General features: G+C 58.5%; 15 protein-coding genes and 2 tRNA genes. 14 read left to right on the top strand and 3 right to left on the bottom strand.

Annotation, left to right across the window (positions count from 1 at the left end; all coding sequences use genetic code 11):
- The first annotated feature begins 1 nt into the window (after position 1).
- The 14 genes from folP to JFV30_RS03385 all read left to right on the top strand — a co-directional run bounded on the left by folP (position 2) and on the right by JFV30_RS03385 (position 13,331).
- Positions 2–853 (top strand): dihydropteroate synthase, encoded by an 852-nt coding sequence (gene folP / locus JFV30_RS03450; RefSeq protein ID WP_201121906.1) that lies wholly within the window; start codon positions 2–4, stop codon positions 851–853.
- Positions 854–869: 16 nt separating this feature from the next.
- Positions 870–2,207: a phosphoglucosamine mutase gene (gene glmM, locus JFV30_RS03445; RefSeq protein ID WP_177042209.1), complete on the top strand. Its 1,338-nt coding sequence runs from the start codon at positions 870–872 to the stop codon at positions 2,205–2,207.
- A 66-nt stretch (positions 2,208–2,273) separates the two neighbouring features.
- Complete coding sequence (gene tpiA, locus JFV30_RS03440; protein WP_063033212.1) at positions 2,274–3,029, top strand: triose-phosphate isomerase; 756 nt, start codon at positions 2,274–2,276, stop codon at positions 3,027–3,029.
- Positions 3,030–3,033: 4 nt separating this feature from the next.
- Positions 3,034–3,417, top strand: coding sequence for a preprotein translocase subunit SecG (gene secG, locus JFV30_RS03435; protein ID WP_026078118.1), 384 nt, complete (start codon positions 3,034–3,036; stop codon positions 3,415–3,417).
- Positions 3,418–3,438: 21 nt separating this feature from the next.
- A tRNA-Leu gene (locus JFV30_RS03430) sits at positions 3,439–3,524 on the top strand.
- A gap of 96 nt (positions 3,525–3,620) precedes the next feature.
- Positions 3,621–3,697, top strand: a tRNA-Met gene (locus JFV30_RS03425).
- A gap of 140 nt (positions 3,698–3,837) precedes the next feature.
- Positions 3,838–4,296: a ribosome maturation factor RimP gene (gene rimP / locus JFV30_RS03420; RefSeq protein ID WP_003235029.1), complete on the top strand. Its 459-nt coding sequence runs from the start codon at positions 3,838–3,840 to the stop codon at positions 4,294–4,296.
- A 47-nt stretch (positions 4,297–4,343) separates the two neighbouring features.
- On the top strand, positions 4,344–5,825 hold the full coding sequence (gene nusA, locus JFV30_RS03415) for a transcription termination factor NusA (RefSeq protein WP_003212187.1): 1,482 nt from the start codon (positions 4,344–4,346) through the stop codon (positions 5,823–5,825).
- A 27-nt stretch (positions 5,826–5,852) separates the two neighbouring features.
- Positions 5,853–8,375 (top strand): translation initiation factor IF-2, encoded by a 2,523-nt coding sequence (gene infB, locus JFV30_RS03410; protein WP_010174338.1) that lies wholly within the window; start codon positions 5,853–5,855, stop codon positions 8,373–8,375.
- Between the two features lie 159 nt (positions 8,376–8,534).
- Entirely contained in the window at positions 8,535–8,936 is a 402-nt protein-coding gene (rbfA, locus tag JFV30_RS03405; protein WP_201121904.1) for a 30S ribosome-binding factor RbfA, read from the top strand.
- Positions 8,937–8,939: 3 nt separating this feature from the next.
- Entirely contained in the window at positions 8,940–9,857 is a 918-nt protein-coding gene (truB, locus tag JFV30_RS03400) for a tRNA pseudouridine(55) synthase TruB (protein ID WP_003212182.1), read from the top strand.
- 260 nt (positions 9,858–10,117) lie between these two features.
- Positions 10,118–10,387: a 30S ribosomal protein S15 gene (gene rpsO / locus JFV30_RS03395; protein WP_003177875.1), complete on the top strand. Its 270-nt coding sequence runs from the start codon at positions 10,118–10,120 to the stop codon at positions 10,385–10,387.
- Between the two features lie 194 nt (positions 10,388–10,581).
- Complete coding sequence (gene pnp / locus JFV30_RS03390; protein ID WP_010174346.1) at positions 10,582–12,687, top strand: polyribonucleotide nucleotidyltransferase; 2,106 nt, start codon at positions 10,582–10,584, stop codon at positions 12,685–12,687.
- A gap of 296 nt (positions 12,688–12,983) precedes the next feature.
- A complete protein-coding gene (locus JFV30_RS03385; protein ID WP_010174348.1) occupies positions 12,984–13,331 on the top strand; it encodes a BON domain-containing protein in 348 nt (115 codons plus the stop codon).
- 167 nt (positions 13,332–13,498) lie between these two features.
- On the opposite strand, the gene JFV30_RS03380 is transcribed toward JFV30_RS03385, so the two are convergent.
- The 3 genes from JFV30_RS03380 to JFV30_RS03370 all read right to left on the bottom strand — a co-directional run bounded on the left by JFV30_RS03380 (position 13,499) and on the right by JFV30_RS03370 (position 18,476).
- A complete protein-coding gene (locus JFV30_RS03380) occupies positions 13,499–16,432 on the bottom strand; it encodes a DUF748 domain-containing protein (RefSeq protein ID WP_201121902.1) in 2,934 nt (977 codons plus the stop codon).
- Positions 16,433–16,540: 108 nt separating this feature from the next.
- Positions 16,541–17,557: a class I SAM-dependent rRNA methyltransferase gene (locus JFV30_RS03375; protein WP_201121900.1), complete on the bottom strand. Its 1,017-nt coding sequence runs from the start codon at positions 17,555–17,557 to the stop codon at positions 16,541–16,543.
- Positions 17,558–17,600: 43 nt separating this feature from the next.
- A complete protein-coding gene (locus JFV30_RS03370) occupies positions 17,601–18,476 on the bottom strand; it encodes an oxygenase MpaB family protein (RefSeq protein ID WP_169387060.1) in 876 nt (291 codons plus the stop codon).
- Between the last annotated feature and the right edge of the window lie 2 nt (positions 18,477–18,478).

The following is an 18,478-nucleotide window of genomic DNA, read 5'->3' as shown; positions in this document are numbered from 1 at the left end:
AATGACTTCTGCGTTGTCCTCGACCCGGTTGCCTTGCGGCAGCCGGGTTCTTGATTTGGCCCATACACACGTTATGGGCATTCTTAACGTAACCCCAGATTCCTTTTCCGACGGTGGCCGCTTCAGTCAGCTGGATGTCGCGTTGCGTCATGCGGAAGCTATGGTGGCTGCCGGTGCGACCCTGATTGACGTCGGTGGTGAGTCGACCCGTCCTGGAGCGCGCGCAGTTTCTCCCCTGGAGGAGTTGGAGCGGGTTGCACCGATTGTCGAGCGCATCCATCGAGAGCTGGACGTCATCATTTCTGTCGACACCTCGACACCTGCCGTCATGCGCGAAACCGCGCGGTTGGGCGCAGGGCTGATCAACGATGTGCGGTCCCTGCAGCGCGACGGCGCCCTTGATGCGGCCGCAGCTACCGGCTTGCCGGTTTGCCTGATGCATATGCTCGGTGAGCCTGGGACGATGCAGGACGACCCGCATTACGACGATCTGGTCGGTGAGGTGAAGGGGTTTCTTGCCGAGCGCATGGCTCAATGTGCTGCTGTGGGTATTGCCCCCGAGCGGATCATCCTTGATCCGGGATTTGGCTTTGCCAAGACCCTGCAGCACAATTTAAGCCTGTTCAAGCATATGGAATCCCTGCATGCCCTTGGTCGCCCCCTGTTGGTCGGGGTTTCGCGCAAGAGCATGATAGGTCTGGCGTTGAATCGTCCGGTGGGCGAGCGGCTGCATGGCGGCCTCGCGCTGGCGGCACTTGCCGTGGTCAAGGGCGCGCGTATCTTGCGTGTGCATGACGTGGCCGAGACGGTAGATGTAGTGCGGATGATCGCAGCGGTTGAATCAGCCGAATAAGAATGATGGAGCACTTATGACTAAAAAATATTTTGGCACCGATGGCATTCGCGGTCGGGTCGGCGAATTCCCGATTACTCCAGATTTCATGCTCAAGCTGGGCTGGGCCGCCGGTATGGCGTTCCGCAGCATGGGCGCCTGCCGCATTCTGGTGGGCAAGGACACCCGTATCTCGGGTTACATGTTTGAGTCCGCGCTGGAGGCCGGGTTGTCCGCCGCCGGTGCTGATGTGATGCTGTTGGGGCCGATGCCTACGCCAGCGATCGCTTACCTGACGCGTACCTTTCACGCTGAAGCCGGTATTGTGATCAGTGCTTCGCACAATCCTCACGATGACAACGGTATCAAGTTCTTCTCGGGCCAGGGCACCAAGCTGCCGGACGAGATCGAGCACATGATCGAAGAGTTGCTGGATGCGCCGATGACCGTCGTCGAATCGAGCAAGTTGGGCAAGGTGTCACGGATTAACGACGCTTCTGGTCGTTACATCGAGTTCTGCAAAAGCAGCGTGCCGAGCAGCACCAATTTTGCCGGGCTGAAAGTCGTCATCGACTGCGCCCACGGTGCGACTTACAAGGTGGCGCCGAGTGTGTTCAAGGAGCTTGGCGCAGACGTTACTGTGCTGTCGGCTCAGCCCAACGGCTTGAACATCAACGACAACTGCGGCTCGACCCATATGGGGCAGTTGCAGGCGGCGGTTCTGGCCGAGCATGCTGACCTGGGCATCGCGTTTGATGGCGATGGCGACCGGGTATTGATGGTCGACCACACCGGTGCAATTGTTGATGGCGACGACCTCTTGTTCATCATCGCCCGTGATTTGCACGAACGTAACAAGCTGCAAGGCGGTGTCGTCGGCACCCTGATGAGTAATCTCGGCCTGGAGCTGGCCCTGGCAGATCTGGGCATTCCGTTTGTGCGCGCCAATGTTGGTGACCGCTACGTGATCGCTGAGCTGCTGGAGCGCAATTGGCAAGTGGGTGGCGAAAATTCCGGGCATGTCGTCTGCTTCCAGCACACGACTACCGGCGATGCGATCATTGCGGCGCTGCAGGTGCTGTTGGCGCTGCGTCGTCGTGAAGAAAGCCTCGCCCAGGCACGCCAGGCGCTGCGCAAGTGCCCGCAGGTACTGCTGAACGTGCGCTTTGCGGGCGGTGATAACCCTATCGAGCATCCGGCCGTCAAAGAGGCCAGCGAGCGCGTCACTGCGGCCATGGCGGGCCGTGGCCGGGTCTTGCTGCGCAAGTCAGGCACCGAGCCTTTGGTGCGCGTAATGGTCGAAGGCGAGGACGAAACACAGGTTCGCGGCTATGCCGAAGAGCTGGCAAAACTGGTAACTGAAGTTTGCGCCTGAATTCGGCTTGCCAGTGATGATGTGGTTGGGTAACATCTGCGCCCACTTTGACCGACGAGGTACAGCATGCGTCGCACTATGGTAGCTGGTAACTGGAAGATGCACGGTACCCGCGCCAGTGTCGCTGAGCTGATCAACGGCCTTCGTCATCTGGCCTTGCCTAGCGGTGTTGATGTCGCGGTATTCCCGCCTTGCTTGTATATCAATCAAGTGATTGATGGCTTGAAAGGCAAGTCGATTCAGGTCGGCGCGCAGAACTCTGCGGTGGAATCCATGCAAGGTGCATTGACCGGTGAGATTGCACCGAGTCAGTTGGTTGATGCGGGTTGTTCCCTGGTGCTTGTTGGGCACTCCGAGCGTCGCCAGATCATGGGTGAGCGCGATGGGACACTCAATCGCAAATTCGCGGCGGCACAGGCTTGCGGCTTGATTCCGGTGTTGTGCATAGGGGAGACCCTTGAGCAGCGTGAGTCCGGTAAAACTCTTGAGGTTGTCGGGCGTCAGCTGGGCAGCATCATCGAGGAGCTGGGAGTCGGTGCCTTTGCAAATGCAGTAATTGCTTACGAGCCGGTCTGGGCCATTGGCACCGGGCTGACTGCTTCGCCGCAACAGGCGCAGGATGTGCACGCAGCCATCCGCGCGCAGTTGGCGGCAGAGAATTCTGAGGTCGCACGAGGTGTGCGGCTTCTATACGGCGGCAGCGTGAAGGCGGCCAATGCGGTCGAACTGTTCGGCATGCCGGATATCGATGGGGGGCTCATTGGTGGAGCTTCCCTGAATGCAGATGAGTTCGGTGCGATTTGTCGCGCCGCGGGAAACTGAAAAAATGCTGGAAACAGTCATCGTTGTTTTTCATCTGCTGGGTGCACTGGGCGTAGTTGCTCTGGTTTTGCTGCAGCAGGGTAAAGGTGCGGACGCTGGTGCGTCTTTCGGGGCAGGTGCTTCAAATACTGTGTTCGGAAGCCAAGGTTCCTCTACCTTTCTTAGTAAGTTTACTGCTATACTTGCCGCCGGTTTCTTCATAACCAGCTTGGGGTTAGGTTACTTTGCTAAAGAGAAAGCTCATGTGCTGACTCAAGTAGGTCTCCCAAATCCAGCAGTGTTGGAAGTTCCAAAAGCAAAACCGGCTTCTGATGATGTCCCGGTGCTTCAAGAGCAAAAGTCGGCTACTCCAGCGACTGACGTGCCTCCAGCTCAAGAGCAGAAGTAAGAAGGTTGTAAACGCTGTATTGCCGAGGTGGTGGAATTGGTAGACACGCAACCTTGAGGTGGTTGTGCCCATAGGGTGTAGGGGTTCGAGTCCCCTTCTCGGTACCAATTATCAGGAGAGCCCGCTGTTGCGGGCTTTCTTGTAGGTGGAAGGTTACATTGACCCTGTAAGGGATCGGTCGTATACTTCCGCCCCAGCTTTGTCGCGGGGTGGAGCAGTCTGGTAGCTCGTCGGGCTCATAACCCGAAGGTCGTCGGTTCAAATCCGGCCCCCGCAACCAGTTTTAGCGGAGCCCCTTTTAAGGGGCTTTTTGTTAGCTGGACACTTTCAACGCCGCTGTTCGACGGCGTTTCAAGGATGGGCGTTTCGCCCATTTTTTTATTTTGCACAGCATGCACATACATGCACGAGGGGGTTCAGGTGTCGAGCAAGCTAGAAGAGTTGCAGGCCTTGTTGGCCCCGGTGGTCGTGGCCCTAGGCTATGAATGCTGGGGTATTGAGTTTTCGGCTCAAGGTCGCCACTCAATGTTGCGCGTTTATATCGATAAAGAGGGCGGCGTGCTGGTGGACGATTGTGCCATTGTCAGCCGTCAGATCAGCGGTGTCCTGGATGTTGAAGATCCGATCTCCGTTGAATACACCCTCGAAGTTTCCTCGCCTGGCATGGAACGCCCACTGTTCACTATTGATCAGTTTGCAAAATTTGCCGGTGAACAAGTGAAGATCAAGCTGCGTTCTCCCTTTGAAGGGCGGCGCAACTTTCAGGGCCTTCTGCGCGGTGTAGAAGAGCAGGACGTCGTGGTGCAGGTAGAAGACCATGAGTTCCTGTTGCCGATCGATATGATCGACAAGGCCAACATTATTCCCAGTTTTGACTGAGACGCGGATCCCGCGGATCCAATGGCTTGCGAAAGGCGAGGCGTACGATGAGCAAAGAAGTACTGCTGGTTGTTGAGTCGGTATCCAATGAAAAGGGCGTACCGGCAAACGTGATTTTTGAAGCGCTGGAGCTGGCCCTGGCCACTGCTACCAAAAAGCGTTTTGAAGACGAAGTTGATCTGCGTGTGGAAATCAACCGCCACACCGGTGCCTACGAGACTTTCCGTCGCTGGACGGTCGTCGAAGAAGCCGATCTTGATGATCCGGCCATCGAAACCTGGCCGAGCAAGGTTGCTGAAACGCACCCGGGCGCCCAGGTCGGTGATGTCGTCGAAGAAAAGATCGAATCCATCGAGTTCGGCCGCATCGCTGCACAGACTGCCAAGCAAGTCATCGTGCAGAAGGTCCGCGAAGCCGAGCGCGCTCAAGTCGTTGACGCCTATCGCGAGCGCCTGGGGGAAATCATCTCCGGCACCGTGAAAAAAGTGACTCGCGACAACGTGATCGTCGACCTGGGCAACAACGCTGAAGCGTTGCTGGCTCGCGAAGACATCATTTCCCGCGAAACTTTCCGGGTTGGCGTGCGTTTGCGTGCGCTGCTCAAGGAAATCCGCACCGAGAACCGCGGCCCTCAGTTGATCCTGTCGCGTACCGCGCCGGAAATGCTGATTGAGTTGTTCCGCATCGAAGTGCCGGAAATTGCCGAAGGCCTGATCGAAGTCATGGCTGCGTCCCGCGACCCGGGTTCGCGCGCCAAGATCGCGGTCCGCTCCAAGGACAAACGCATCGACCCGCAAGGTGCTTGCATTGGTATGCGCGGTTCGCGCGTCCAGGCAGTGTCGGGCGAATTGGGCGGTGAGCGTGTGGACATCGTCCTGTGGGACGATAACCCGGCGCAGTTCGTGATCAACGCAATGTCGCCTGCTGAAGTGGCGGCAATTATCGTTGACGAGGATGCCCATGCAATGGACATCGCCGTTGGCGCAGACAATCTGGCTCAGGCCATCGGTCGCGGTGGTCAGAACGTACGTTTGGCCAGCCAGTTGACCGGCTGGACCCTGAACGTGATGACCGAATCGGACATCCAGGCTAAGCAGCAAGCAGAAACCGGTGACATCCTGCGCAACTTCATCGACGAGCTGGAAGTCGACGAAGACCTGGCGCAGGTGCTGGTAGATGAAGGCTTCACCAGCCTGGAAGAGATTGCCTACGTACCGTTGGAAGAAATGCTCAACATCGACGGCTTTGACGAAGACACCGTCAACGAGCTTCGCGCTCGGGCCAAGGATCGTTTGTTGACTAAAGCCATCGCTACTGAGGAAAAGCTGGCAGACGCCCATCCGGCCGAAGACCTGCTCTCGCTTGAGGGTATGGACAAGGATTTGGCGATGGAACTGGCGGTGCGCGGCGTAATTACCCGCGAAGACCTGGCCGAGCAGTCTATTGACGACCTGCTCGACATCGACGGCATTGACGATGATCGTGCCGGCAAGTTGATCATGGCCGCCCGAGCCCATTGGTTCGAGTAATTAGGCGCGGCCTGAGGAGAGAAGTGCATGACGCAAGTCACGGTGAAACAACTGGCCGATGAGGTCAAAACACCGGTAGAGCGCCTGTTGCAGCAGATGCGTGAGGCAGGTCTGCCGCACACCGCCGCCGATGAAGGTGTGAGCGATAGTGAGAAGCAGTCTTTGCTGACTCACTTGAAGAGCAGCCACAAGGCGAAAGTGGAAGAACCGCGCAAGATTACATTGCAGCGCAAAACCACCAGCACCCTGCGTGTTGCTGGTAGCAAGAGCATCAGCGTTGAAGTACGCAAGAAGAAAGTCTTCGTACAGCGCAGCCCGGAAGAAATCGAAGCCGAGCGCAAACGCGAACTGGAAGAACGTCGCGCAGTAGAAAATGCTGCTCGTCAGAAGGCTGAAGAAGAAGCCAAGCGTCGCGCCGAAGAAGAAGCGCGTCGCCAGCCTGCTGCTGCGCAACCTGCTAACACTGAGGCCGTTGCTGCGCCTAGCGCGCCTGTAGAAGCTGTTCGTGAGGCCACTCCGGTTGCCGCCGCGCCTGCTCCTGCAGCCGACGCTCGCAAACGCGAAGAACCTCGTCGCCCGGACAAACCACGTGCCGACGATAACAATCGTCGTGGCAGTGGCGATGGTGAGCGCAAAAACGCTCCGCATCGTGCTTCGGTCAAAGAGAAGGCGCCAGCGCCACGCGTTGCTCCACGTACTACCGACGAAGAAAGCGACAGCTTCCGTCGCGGTGGTCGCGGCAAGGCCAAGCTGAAGAAGCGCAACGCCCACGGTTTCCAGAGCCCAACCGGCCCTGTCGTGCGTGATGTGCAGATCGGCGAGACCATCACTGTTGGCGATCTCGCCAATCAGATGTCGGTCAAGGCTGCTGAAATCATCAAGTTCATGTTCAAACTGGGTACTCCAGCCACCATCAACCAGGTACTGGATCAGGAAACTGCCCAACTGGTTGCTGAAGAGCTGGGCCACAAAGTGACCCTGGTCAGCGACACCGCCCTGGAAGATTCCCTGGCCGAGTCCCTGAAGTTTGAAGGCGAGACCTTCTCCCGTGCGCCAGTCGTGACCGTAATGGGCCACGTTGACCATGGTAAGACCTCGCTGCTCGACTACATCCGTCGTGCCAAGGTAGCTGCAGGCGAAGCCGGCGGCATCACCCAGCACATCGGTGCGTACCACGTTGAAACCGAACGCGGCATGGTCACCTTCCTCGACACCCCTGGTCACGCCGCGTTTACCGCGATGCGTGCCCGTGGTGCCAAGGCGACTGACATCGTGATTCTGGTAGTTGCAGCGGACGACGGCGTAATGCCGCAGACCATTGAAGCTGTCCAGCACGCCAAGGCCGCTGGTGTTCCACTGGTAGTTGCAGTGAACAAAATCGACAAGCCGGGCGCCGATCTCGATCGCATCCGTAGCGAGTTGTCGGTTCACGGCGTGACGTCCGAAGAGTGGGGCGGTGATACGCCATTCGTTTCGGTTTCGGCGAAAGTCGGTACCGGTGTAGACGAACTGCTTGAAGCTGTTCTGCTGCAAGCCGAAGTACTCGAACTGAAAGCAACCCCATCGGCCCCGGGTCGCGGTGTTGTGGTTGAATCGCGTCTCGACAAAGGTCGTGGCCCGGTTGCAACCGTTCTGGTTCAAGACGGTACCCTGCGCCAAGGCGACATGGTGCTGGTCGGTTCGAACTACGGCCGTGTGCGTGCCATGCTCGACGAGAACGGCAAGCCAATCAAGGAAGCCGGTCCTTCCATCCCTGTCGAGATCCTCGGCCTGGACGGTACCCCGGACGCTGGCGACGAGATGAGCGTGCTGTCGGACGAGAAGAAAGCCCGTGAAGTGGCTCTGTTCCGTCAAGGCAAGTTCCGCGAAGTCAAGCTGGCCCGTGCTCACGCCGGCAAGCTGGAAAACATCTTCGAGAACATGGGCCAGGCAGAGAAGAAGACGCTCAACATCGTCCTCAAATCTGACGTTCGTGGTTCCCTCGAAGCGTTGAACGGCGCCTTGAACGGCCTGGGTAACGACGAAGTGCAAGTGCGTGTTGTCGGTGGCGGTGTCGGTGGTATCACCGAATCCGACGCTAACCTGGCACTGGCTTCCAACGCTGTACTGTTCGGCTTCAACGTGCGTGCCGATGCGGGCGCACGGAAGATCGTCGAGCAGGAAGGCCTGGACATGCGTTACTACAACGTCATCTACGACATCATCGAAGACGTCAAGAAGGCCCTCACCGGCATGCTTGGCAGCGACGTCCGGGAGAACATCCTGGGTGTGGCCGAGGTGCGTGACGTGTTCCGCTCGCCGAAATTCGGCGCGATCGCCGGTTGCATGGTTATCGAAGGTGTTGTGCACCGTAACCGTCCAATCCGTGTACTGCGTGAAGACATCGTTATCTTCGAAGGCGAGCTGGAATCCCTGCGCCGCTTCAAGGATGACGCTTCCGAAGTACGTGCCGGCATGGAATGCGGTATCGGCGTCAAGAGCTACAACGACGTCAAGGCTGGCGACAAGATCGAAGTCTACGAGAAGGTCCAGGTTGCTCGCAGCCTCTAACTCGCGCACTTCAAGGGCCACGCGGCGCCCAGGCATGCAAATGCCGGGCGCAGCGTCCGGACTCTAAACGCAACGCCCGGTCTGGCTTTTGTCAGGCCGGGCGTTTGCCGCTTTCAGACCCCACGGGTTTCACCGTGTGGCAGTAACAGGTAACAAGACATGGCAAAAGAATACAGCCGTACCCAACGTATCGGCGATCAGATGCAGCGCGAGCTGGCACAGCTGATCCGTCGTGAAGTAAAAGACCCACGTGTTGGCCTCGTCACCATCACCGCCGTTGAAGTCAGCCGTGACGTTGGTCACGCCAAGATCTTCATCACCGTGATGGGCCAGGACAACAGCGAAGAAATTGCGCAAAGCATCAAGGTGCTCAACTCTGCCGCAGGCTTCCTGCGCATGCAGCTGGCCCGCGAAATGAAGCTGCGCAGCGTTCCACAGTTGCACTTCCACTACGACGAAAGCGTCGTGCGTGGCGCGCACCTGTCGGCACTGATCGAGCGGGCCGTGGCTGAAGACAATCAGCACCCGGAATCCGCCAAGCCTGAAGACGCCAAGGAGTAATCGGTGGCTCAGGTCAAACGTATCCGTCGTAACGTCAGCGGCATCATTCTGCTCGACAAGCCCATTGGCTTTACCTCCAATGCGGCGTTGCAGAAGGTCCGCTGGCTGCTCAATGCCGAGAAGGCAGGGCACACCGGCAGCCTCGATCCGCTGGCCACCGGCGTGTTGCCGTTGTGTTTTGGCGAGGCCACCAAGTTTTCGCAATACCTGCTCGATTCCGACAAGGGTTACGAAACCCTGATGCAACTGGGCAAGACCACCACCACGGCAGACGCCGAAGGTGATGTTTTGCAGGTTCGCGAGGTGACCGTTGGTCGTGCTGATATCGAAGCTGCCTTACCCGCTTTTCGTGGGCAAATCAGTCAGATACCGCCGATGTACTCGGCTCTCAAGCGTGATGGCCAGCCTCTTTACAAGCTGGCACGTGCAGGTGAAGTGGTGGAGCGCGAACCGCGTTCTGTTACTATTGCGCGCTTGGAATTGCTCGCCGCCGAAGGCGACACTGCCCGGTTGGCGGTGGACTGCAGCAAAGGCACCTATATCCGTACCCTGGTGGAAGATATCGGTGAGCAACTAGGCTGTGGCGCATACGTTGCAGAGCTGCGACGCACCCAGGCAGGCCCTTTCACCCTGGCCCAGACGGTCACGCTGGAAGAGCTGGAAGCGGTACATGCCGAAGGCGGCAATGAAGCGGTTGATCGCTTCCTGATGCCATCGGACAGCGGTTTGCTGGATTGGCCACTGCTGCACTTCTCGGAGCACAGCGCGTTCTACTGGCTTAACGGCCAGCCGGTACGTGCACCGGATGCCCCGAAGTTCGGCATGGTGCGGGTACAAGATCACAACGGTCGCTTCATCGGTATCGGTGAAGTGAGCGAAGACGGGCGCATCGCGCCGCGTCGACTGATTCGGTCAGAATGACCGGAACCAGTTTGTGGTAAAAGCGTAGCGAGCGAAGGTAAGACAAGGAAAAAACAGGCGAGGAAGCGGAGTTAACTGCTGTTAATGAGCATTCCGAGCCTGTTTTTGACGCAGGATTACCGAGCGCAGTAGCTTTTACGCAAACTGGAACGAGGGTGGCTGTTAGCAGGCATGGTCACTACTCATTTTTAGATACAGGGATTTGTCCCTGGCCTGTTGAAACCGTTCTTTGGATGGTTTCCTGAAAAAAGGATTGCCTCATGGCTCTCGACGTTCAAGAAAAAGCTCAAATCGTAGCTGACTACCAGCAAGCTGTTGGTGACACTGGTTCGCCAGAAGTGCAAGTTGCACTGCTGACCCACAACATCAACAAGCTGCAAGGTCACTTCAAGGCCAACGGTAAAGATCACCACTCCCGTCGTGGTCTGATCCGCATGGTAAACCAGCGTCGTAAGCTGCTGGACTACCTGAAAGGCAAGGATCTGGGTCGTTATCAGACTCTGATCGGTCGCCTGGGTCTGCGTCGCTAATAAGCGATTGCGCTAGAGGTTGGTTGGCTGTCGTGTGTCAGTGGGTTTCCCGCTGGCCCATGGCAGGCTTCCAGCCTCAAGTTTTATCTGGATACACGTTTTACCCTGGACAGGCGTTGGGCCGATTCCCGACATTGCCCAAGAATTTCGCAAGAAGACAAGTTCCCCAAGAGCCACAAAGAAGGTAGGACACCGTGAACCCGGTTATCAAAAAATTCCAGTTCGGTCAGTCGACCGTTACCCTCGAGACAGGCCGTATTGCCCGTCAAGCCTCCGGCGCAGTGCTGGTCACCGTTGACGACGACGTCACCGTACTGGTGACCGTTGTTGGCGCCAAGACCGCTGACCCAAGCAAAGGCTTCTTCCCTCTTTCCGTTCACTACCAGGAAAAGACTTACGCTGCCGGTAAGATCCCTGGCGGTTTCTTCAAGCGTGAAGGCCGTCCTTCCGAGAAAGAAACCCTGACTTCCCGACTGATCGACCGTCCGATCCGTCCGCTGTTCCCAGAAGGCTTCATGAACGAAGTGCAGGTTGTCTGCACCGTCGTTTCCACCAGCAAGAAGACCGATCCGGACATCGCTGCGATGATCGGTACCTCGGCTGCCCTGGCCATCTCCGGTATTCCTTTCGATGGCCCGATCGGCGCTGCCCGTGTTGCGTTCCACGAAAGCACCGGCTACCTGCTGAACCCGACTTACGAACAACAGAAAGCTTCGAGCCTGGACATGGTCGTTGCCGGTACTTCGGAAGCCGTGTTGATGGTTGAATCGGAAGCCAAAGAGCTGACCGAAGACCAGATGCTGGGTGCGGTACTGTTTGCTCACGACGAGTTCCAGGTTGTGATCAACGCTGTCAAAGAACTGGCTGCTGAAGCTGCCAAGCCAACCTGGACCTGGGCGCCTGCGCCTGAAGCGACTGAACTGCTGGGCGCTATCCGCTCCGAGTTCGGCACCGCCATCTCCGACGCCTACACCATCACCATCAAGGCCGATCGTTACGCTCGCCTGGGTGAGCTGAAGGACCAGGTTGTTGCCAAGCTGTCCGGTGAAGAAGGACAGCCTTCTTCCAGCGAAGTCAAAGCAGCATTCGGCGAAATCGAATACCGCACCGTTCGCGAAAACATCGTAAATGGCAAGCCACGTATCGACGGTCGCGACACTCGCACCGTACGCCCGCTGAACATCGAAGTCGGCGTTCTGCCAAAAACTCACGGTTCGGCGCTGTTCACCCGTGGCGAAACCCAGGCCCTGGTTGTTGCAACACTGGGTACCGCCCGTGACGCACAGCTGCTGGACACCCTGGAAGGCGAGAAAAAAGACCCGTTCATGCTGCACTACAACTTCCCTCCGTTCTCGGTAGGTGAGTGTGGTCGCATGGGTGGCGCTGGTCGTCGCGAAATCGGTCACGGCCGCCTGGCCCGTCGTTCGATTTCGGCCATGCTGCCTGCCGCCGACGTGTTCCCGTACACCATTCGTGTTGTGTCGGAAATCACCGAGTCCAACGGTTCCAGCTCCATGGCTTCGGTCTGCGGTGCTTCCCTGGCGCTGATGGACGCTGGTGTTCCGATGAAGGCACCGGTTGCCGGTATCGCCATGGGCCTGGTTAAAGAAGGCGAGAAGTTCGCCATCCTGACCGACATCCTGGGCGACGAAGACCACCTGGGCGACATGGACTTCAAAGTAGCCGGTACCGCCAAAGGTGTTACCGCGCTGCAGATGGACATCAAGATCAAGGGCATCACCGAAGAAATCATGGAAATCGCTCTGGGCCAAGCCCTGGAAGCGCGCCTGAACATCCTCGGTCAGATGAACCAGATCATTGGTCAGTCCCGTACCGAACTGTCGGAAAATGCTCCGACCATGATCGCGATGAAAATCGACACCGACAAAATCCGTGATGTTATCGGTAAAGGCGGCGCGACCATTCGTGCGATCTGTGAAGAGACCAAGGCTTCGATCGACATCGAAGACGACGGCTCGATCAAGATCTTCGGCGAAACCAAGGAAGCGGCTGAGGCTGCACGCCAGCGCGTTCTGGGTATCACCGCTGAGGCAGAGATCGGCAAGATCTACGTCGGTAAGGTTGAGCGCATCGTCGACTTCGGCGCATTCGTCAACATCCTGCCAGGCAAGGACGGTCTGGTTCACATCTCCATGCTGAGCGACGCTCGCGTTGAGAAAGTGACCGACATCCTGAAAGAAGGCCAGGAAGTGGAAGTGCTGGTACTGGACGTGGACAACCGCGGCCGTATCAAGCTGTCCATCAAGGACGTAGCAGCAGCCAAGGCTTCGGGCGTTTAATCACCCCGTCGCTGCCAGCTGAAAAAAGGGACTCTTCGGAGTCCTTTTTTTATGCCTGTGGGAAAGTGTCGCGAAATCAGGCGTTTAGCCATACCCAAAAGCCGCAACTTGCATGCAGGCACGATCGCCTTCATGCAAGTTGCACGATTTCGAAAATTGGGTATTTTTATAAGATATTGATTTATAAGAGTTTTATTGGAAATAAAAACTTGGCACAGCGCCTGCAATAGTACTGATAGCCCTGCAGCTTTAACGTTTACACGCTGCAGACTTTTGATAAAACAGGAGTTACTCGTATGAAAAAGTTCGCTATCGCTGCTGCAACTGCCACCGCTCTGACCCTGACCATGGCCAACGTGGCCTTCGCTCAAACTTCCCAGGCGCCTATGGTTGTAGCGGCCGGTGAAGTGACCAAAGCCAAGGAAGCGACCTCCGATACCTGGATCACTACCAAAGTGAAAAGTGACCTGGTTACCGAGAAAGGCATTCCTGGTACCGACATCAAAGTCGAAACCAACAAAGGCGTAGTGTCCCTGTCGTCGACCGTAGCTATCACCGAAGCTCAGAAAACGACTGCTGTTGCCATCGCCAAGAAAATCAAAGGCGTTAAAGCTGTATCGGCCGACGGCCTGAAAGCAGAGTAACGCTTAACGAATCGCCTGAACTAGGCAGAGGCGGCCACGAGCGAGTCAAGACATCCGCTCAATGCACCTCACAGGTTCATGCGACCGGCCACACGGATGTGGTCATTACAGGCCCCGGCACTTGTGCCGGGGCCTGTTCTATTGGGGAAGGGAAAAGCAGGCGGGAGTTACTCGGCATCCAGATGCATCGGCGTCACCACCCGACCATCTTTCTCGGCTTCACCCAGGTTTGCATCGATAAAGTAAACCCGGTCATCTTCCAGCTGGCCCTTGTCCACCAGGTAGTCCTTGATCGCGCTGGCGCGGTCCTGGCCCAGTTGGCGTAGCAGCACGTCGCTGCCGCTCCAGAACTGGATCACACCGTCCCGCAGCTTGGCAGTGCGCTCATCGCTGCCCAGGTCCTTCCACTCGGGAGGCGGCTGCAGTTTCAAACGGGTGCGGTAGATGCCTTCCAGCAGTGGCGCCTTCTCCTTTTCAGGGACTTCAAGCAGCGACGCCTGTGCCGGGACTTTATCGCCACGGCGCTGGAGGATCTTGTAGTAGTTGTACTGGTATTCGCGTTCCAGTCGTTGTGCGGCCAAAAGCGGGCCGTCACTGCTGGCAGCGGCGGTACCTTCAATTTCCAGGCGCAGGGCAGGGCGCTCCTTGAGTGCCTTGGCGAGGCTGTCCAGCGCCGACTCGGAGTCCTTGCTCAGCTCGCTGGAACCCGCGGCAAACGACACGTTGCCGAGGTCCTGGGCGCCGCCACCGCTGATCAGGCCGCCAATAAACTTGAACGGTGCCGTGGCTGCACGTACCACCAGGTTACGCAGGGTCTGCCAGACAATCGGCATCACGCTGAATTGCGGGTTGTTCAAGTCACCGGTTACCGGCAGCTCAATGGAGATCTTGCCGTCGGAATCCTTGAGCAGGGCAATCGCCAGGCGAATCGGCAGGTCCACGGCGTCGGCACTGTCGACCTTCTCACCCAGTTGCAACTGCTCGACCACCACTTTGTTCTCGGCCTTCAACTGGCCCTTGGTGATGACGTAATGCAGGTCCAGGTTGAGCCGGCCCTTGCGGATACGGAACCCGGCGAATTTGCCCGAGTACGGTGTGAGTGTGGTCAGCTCGACACGTTTGAAACTGGTGGCGATATCCAGTGCGGCCATCGGATCAAACGGGTTCACGCTGCCCTTGATGGTGACCGGCGCATAACGGTCAACCTTGCCCTTGACGTCGACGCTCGCCGGTTTCGCCTGGCGACTGTCGATGGTGCCGATCTGGCCGTTAAGCTGTTGAATGGCAGTGGCGAAGTTCGGGGTCAGGCTGAAGTCGGCGAAGTTGGCCGAGCCGTCGTTGATCGCAATTTGACCCACGCGGATGCCCAAGGGCTTTTCCTTACCGGCCGCAGGTTTCGCAGCGGACTTGCTGCCGCTGTTGGCTGGCTGCGGAATCAGCAAGTCATCGATGTTGGTGGTGCGGTCATCATTGATCATGAAGCGCACGTAGGGCTGCAGCAGGTTGACCTTGTCGATCGACAGGCTGTCGCCGTGTTGATAGTTCACGCCTTCCAGTACCAACCGCTGCCACTTCAGGAAGTCGCGGGTTTTCAGGGTGTCCAGGGTGTGCAACTGGTCGACCTGTGCCCGGCCAGTCACCTGGAACGCCAGGGGTTCGGTGCTTTTCAGGTTTACATCCAGATTGCTGCCGAGCATGCCGCTACGCAGTTCCAGGCGGATAAACGGGCTGATGTAGGACTGCGCGACACGCAGGTCGATGTCTTTGGTATCGACTTTCAGCTTGGCGCTGACCGGGCTCAGGTTGACCTGGCCGGTGGCCTGGAGCTTGCCTTGCTTGCCTACGCCGGTATCGAGCTTGAGGGTAAACGGGCTCTGGTTAAGGCTGTCGAAATCCTGCAGGTCAAGGTTCAGCGGGCCGACTTCCAGGGCCACTGCCGGTTTGGCCGAGCGGTCCGCCAGATGCACTTGATAGTTGCGCAGTTGCACGTCCTTGAGCAGCACTTGCCAAGGCTTGCTCGGCGCTGCCGGCGCAGGTTTTGGCGAGTCGGCGGTGGCCGGGGCGGCGGCGGTTTCGGGCGCGGCTGCCGGCTTGCCCGGCTGGCTGGCGAACAGCTTTTGCCAATCCAGCTGGCCGTCGGCTTCGAGGGCCGCCCAGGTTTCGAGTTTGTTGCTGCGGATCTTGCCGACGATCACTTGCTGCTTGGCCAGGTCGACGGTGGTTTCGCTGACATCCAGTTTCTCCAGGCGCGCGAGCGGCCGGCCATCCGGTGCCTTGATCGCAAACGGCGCGACACTCAGGGCGACGTTGGTCAGGTTCAGCTCGGTTTCTTTCGCCAGGCTCAGCTTGTAGTCGGTGCTGAAGTTGAGGACACCGTCTTCCAGAACCAGCGGCACCGCGTCACGCACATACGGCCACCAGACTTTCATCTTGCCGTCGGTAACCTTGAGTTTGCCTTCGGAGGCAATCGGGATAAGGCTGAAGTTGCCGGTCCAGTCGATCTGGCCGCCTTCCGGGCCGGCTGCCACCAACGTCATGTCGGCATTGTCTTCGGGCAGGGTGCTGAGGTTTTTTAGCTCGAAATCCAGTTTGTCGTAGAGAAACTCGATCGGCTCGCTAGGGCGCAAATCCTGGAAGTGCACATAGCCGCCCGCCAGCTTGATGTTATCGATGCGCAGGGGGAACGGTTTGGCGTCCGGATCGGTTGGGGTCGGTTCGCTGGCCGGCAATTTGAACAGCTGTGCCAGGTTGAGCTGGCCGGACTTGTCGAACAGCAGCTCGGTCTTTGGCTTGTCGAGTTGGACGTCAGCCAGGTGCAGGGCGCGTGTCCACAAACTGTCGATCTGCAGGTTGGCATAGAGGCGTTCAAAAGCCACTTGCTCCTTGCCGGGCTCACCGATATTCAGGCCCCACACGGTCAATTCGAGACTGAACGGGTTGAGCTCGATACGCTGGATATGCGCCGGCACGGTGGCGTAATTGGCCAACTGTTGATTGGCCACACGAAGGGCAATGCCGGGGAGAATAAGGAAGCCCAGCAAGCTGTACAGGGCAAGGGCGGTCAGCAAGGCGCCGGCGGCGCGAATCAATCCTTTGGGCATATGTGACGCCATCTATGTCGATCAAGAGTGCCTTGGAGTATGGCACGGGTTTACGGTTCCGAAGAACCGGGCCTTTATTACTGAGCCCGGGCCCTTTTGGGACAAGTCTTACAGCTGCAGGATCAGGGTCTTCAGCGGTGGCTGTTGGTCCTGCGACGGGAAGTCTGCGCCGGGTGTCATGACCTGCCAGTCGCGTACCGGGCGCCCGGCCTTTTCGGCGCAGCGCAGGACCTGGTCGCGCCAGTCGTCCATGCTGACTTTTGCCAGGTTGTTGCAGCAGATCAGCACACCGTCATCGGCAGTGGCCAGCAGCGCAGGCTTGAGCAGGCTCTGGTAGTCGCGCAGCAGGTCGACGGTGCCGAAAGCGCTCTTGGCCCAGGCGGGCGGGTCGAGCAGCACCAGGTCGTACTGGCGTTGACCCAGGCGTGGATAGCTCGGCAGTTTCTGACCGCGACGCTGGCTGATGGGCAGGCCCGCCAGTTGGCGGATTGCCGGGAAATAATCCGACTGCACGAATTCCATCGTCGGCAATTGCGGGTTGAGTTGACCGTTTTCGCGACCGACCGCCAGGTTGCCCTCGGCAAAGTCCAGGTTGCACACCTCGCGGGCGCCACCGGCAGCGGCGCTCAGGCCTACGCCGCAGGTGTAGGCAAACAGGTTCAGCACGCTTTTGCCGGCACTGTGTGCCTTGACCCAGCCACGGGTGTTGCGCAGGTCCAGGAACAGCAGCGGGTCTTGCCCGGCGTGTCGCCCGCGTACGCGGTAATTGAGGCCCCATTCGTGGCCGATCAAGTCTTCCAGGGCCGCAGGTTCCGCGCGGTACACCGTGTCTTCACGGTCGATGCGCGAGTTGCCCCGGGAGCGATCGTTGTAGACCAGCAGCAGCTCCAGCCCCAGGTGCTGGTTGATCGCCTGGTGCAATTGCAGCAGGTCTTCACTTTCCAGCGACTGGTGAAAGCTCTGCACCAGCAGTTGCGGGCCGTAACGGTCGATGGTCAGGCCGCCAGCGCCTTCCTGGCTGCCGTGGAACAGGCGATAGCAATCGGTGCCTTGGGCATGCAGCTCGGCAAGCAAGTCCTGGCGATGATCGAGGGCGGCGCGCAGCGCCTGATTCAAGGGAGACATAGTGCGCGCCTTGCGGGGTAATTGGGGCGCGGGAGTTTAACAGTTATGGCTCCAGCAGGCCCATCCGCCTGTGGGCCCGTTGCACCGAACCATTGCGCATGGCCCAGCGCAACAACGGCGCGCTGCGCCTGACCCCCGCGCGGATCATCTGGCGCTGGATCGGGCTTTGCTTCTGCCCGAGCATGTCGCTGGCCCAGTCCGGCAGCAAGTCGATGCCGGCCTGCATCATCAACGAGCCAAACGGCTTGGCCAAGGTGCTGGGAGACGGCGCATTAAGCAGCAGGCGCAGGACTTCGTGGCTGCGTTCATCACACAGCAGTTGCGGGCGAATACGCTCAAGGTAATCGGAAACTTCCTGACGTGAGCGCGGCACATGGCGCGCGCCCAATTGCTCGGCCACCAGGGCGATTTCGCTGTAGTACCGGTCTTGATCTCTGGGGGATAAATCCGGGTTGCGATAACGCAGGTGGGCCGCGAGAAAGTTGCTGACCTCTGCCACATGCACCCAGGTCAGCAGTTCGGGGTCACTGGCCGCATACGGTCGTCCGTCCGGGGCATGGCCGACCACTTGCAGGTGAATGGTGCGCACTTTCTCGATCAGCCATTCGGCGTCACGCCGCGAACCGAACGTGGTCCCTGAAATAAACTGCGAGGTGCGTCGTAGACGCCCTAGCATGTCCTGCCGAAAGTTCGAGTGGTCCCACACGCCGGCCAGCGCCAGCGGGTGTAATGCCTGCAACATCAATGCGCTGATGCCGCCAATCAACATGCTGCTGAAGTCGCCATGGACCTTCCAGCTCACCGAGTTCGGTCCAAAGAGACCTGGATCGCCCTTGGGGTTTTCCAGGTCGAGTTGGCCCAGCGACAAACCGGTCAGGCTCATCAGCTGGTTTTCGATGCGGCTGCGAATGAATTCCATGG

Source organism: Pseudomonas sp. TH32 (assembly GCF_016650855.1).
Classification (GTDB): Bacteria; Pseudomonadota; Gammaproteobacteria; order Pseudomonadales; family Pseudomonadaceae; genus Aquipseudomonas.
This window is presented reverse-complemented; position numbering and strand designations above follow the sequence as displayed.

What these genes read in the sequence shown, in the direction of transcription:
- rpsO (WP_003177875.1), top strand. Translation starts at nt 10,118, where the DNA reads ATGGCTCTCGACGTTCAAGAAAAAGCTCAAATCGTAGCTGACTACCAG.
- glmM (WP_177042209.1), top strand. Translation starts at nt 870, where the DNA reads ATGACTAAAAAATATTTTGGCACCGATGGCATTCGCGGTCGGGTCGGC.
- rbfA (WP_201121904.1), top strand. Translation starts at nt 8,535, where the DNA reads ATGGCAAAAGAATACAGCCGTACCCAACGTATCGGCGATCAGATGCAG.
- secG (WP_026078118.1), top strand. Translation starts at nt 3,034, where the DNA reads ATGCTGGAAACAGTCATCGTTGTTTTTCATCTGCTGGGTGCACTGGGC.
- JFV30_RS03370 (WP_169387060.1), bottom strand. Translation starts at nt 18,476, where the DNA reads ATGGAATTCATTCGCAGCCGCATCGAAAACCAGCTGATGAGCCTGACC.
- infB (WP_010174338.1), top strand. Translation starts at nt 5,853, where the DNA reads ATGACGCAAGTCACGGTGAAACAACTGGCCGATGAGGTCAAAACACCG.
- nusA (WP_003212187.1), top strand. Translation starts at nt 4,344, where the DNA reads ATGAGCAAAGAAGTACTGCTGGTTGTTGAGTCGGTATCCAATGAAAAG.
- JFV30_RS03385 (WP_010174348.1), top strand. Translation starts at nt 12,984, where the DNA reads ATGAAAAAGTTCGCTATCGCTGCTGCAACTGCCACCGCTCTGACCCTG.
- JFV30_RS03380 (WP_201121902.1), bottom strand. Translation starts at nt 16,432, where the DNA reads ATGCCCAAAGGATTGATTCGCGCCGCCGGCGCCTTGCTGACCGCCCTT.
- folP (WP_201121906.1), top strand. Translation starts at nt 2, where the DNA reads ATGACTTCTGCGTTGTCCTCGACCCGGTTGCCTTGCGGCAGCCGGGTT.
- tpiA (WP_063033212.1), top strand. Translation starts at nt 2,274, where the DNA reads ATGCGTCGCACTATGGTAGCTGGTAACTGGAAGATGCACGGTACCCGC.
- JFV30_RS03375 (WP_201121900.1), bottom strand. Translation starts at nt 17,557, where the DNA reads ATGTCTCCCTTGAATCAGGCGCTGCGCGCCGCCCTCGATCATCGCCAG.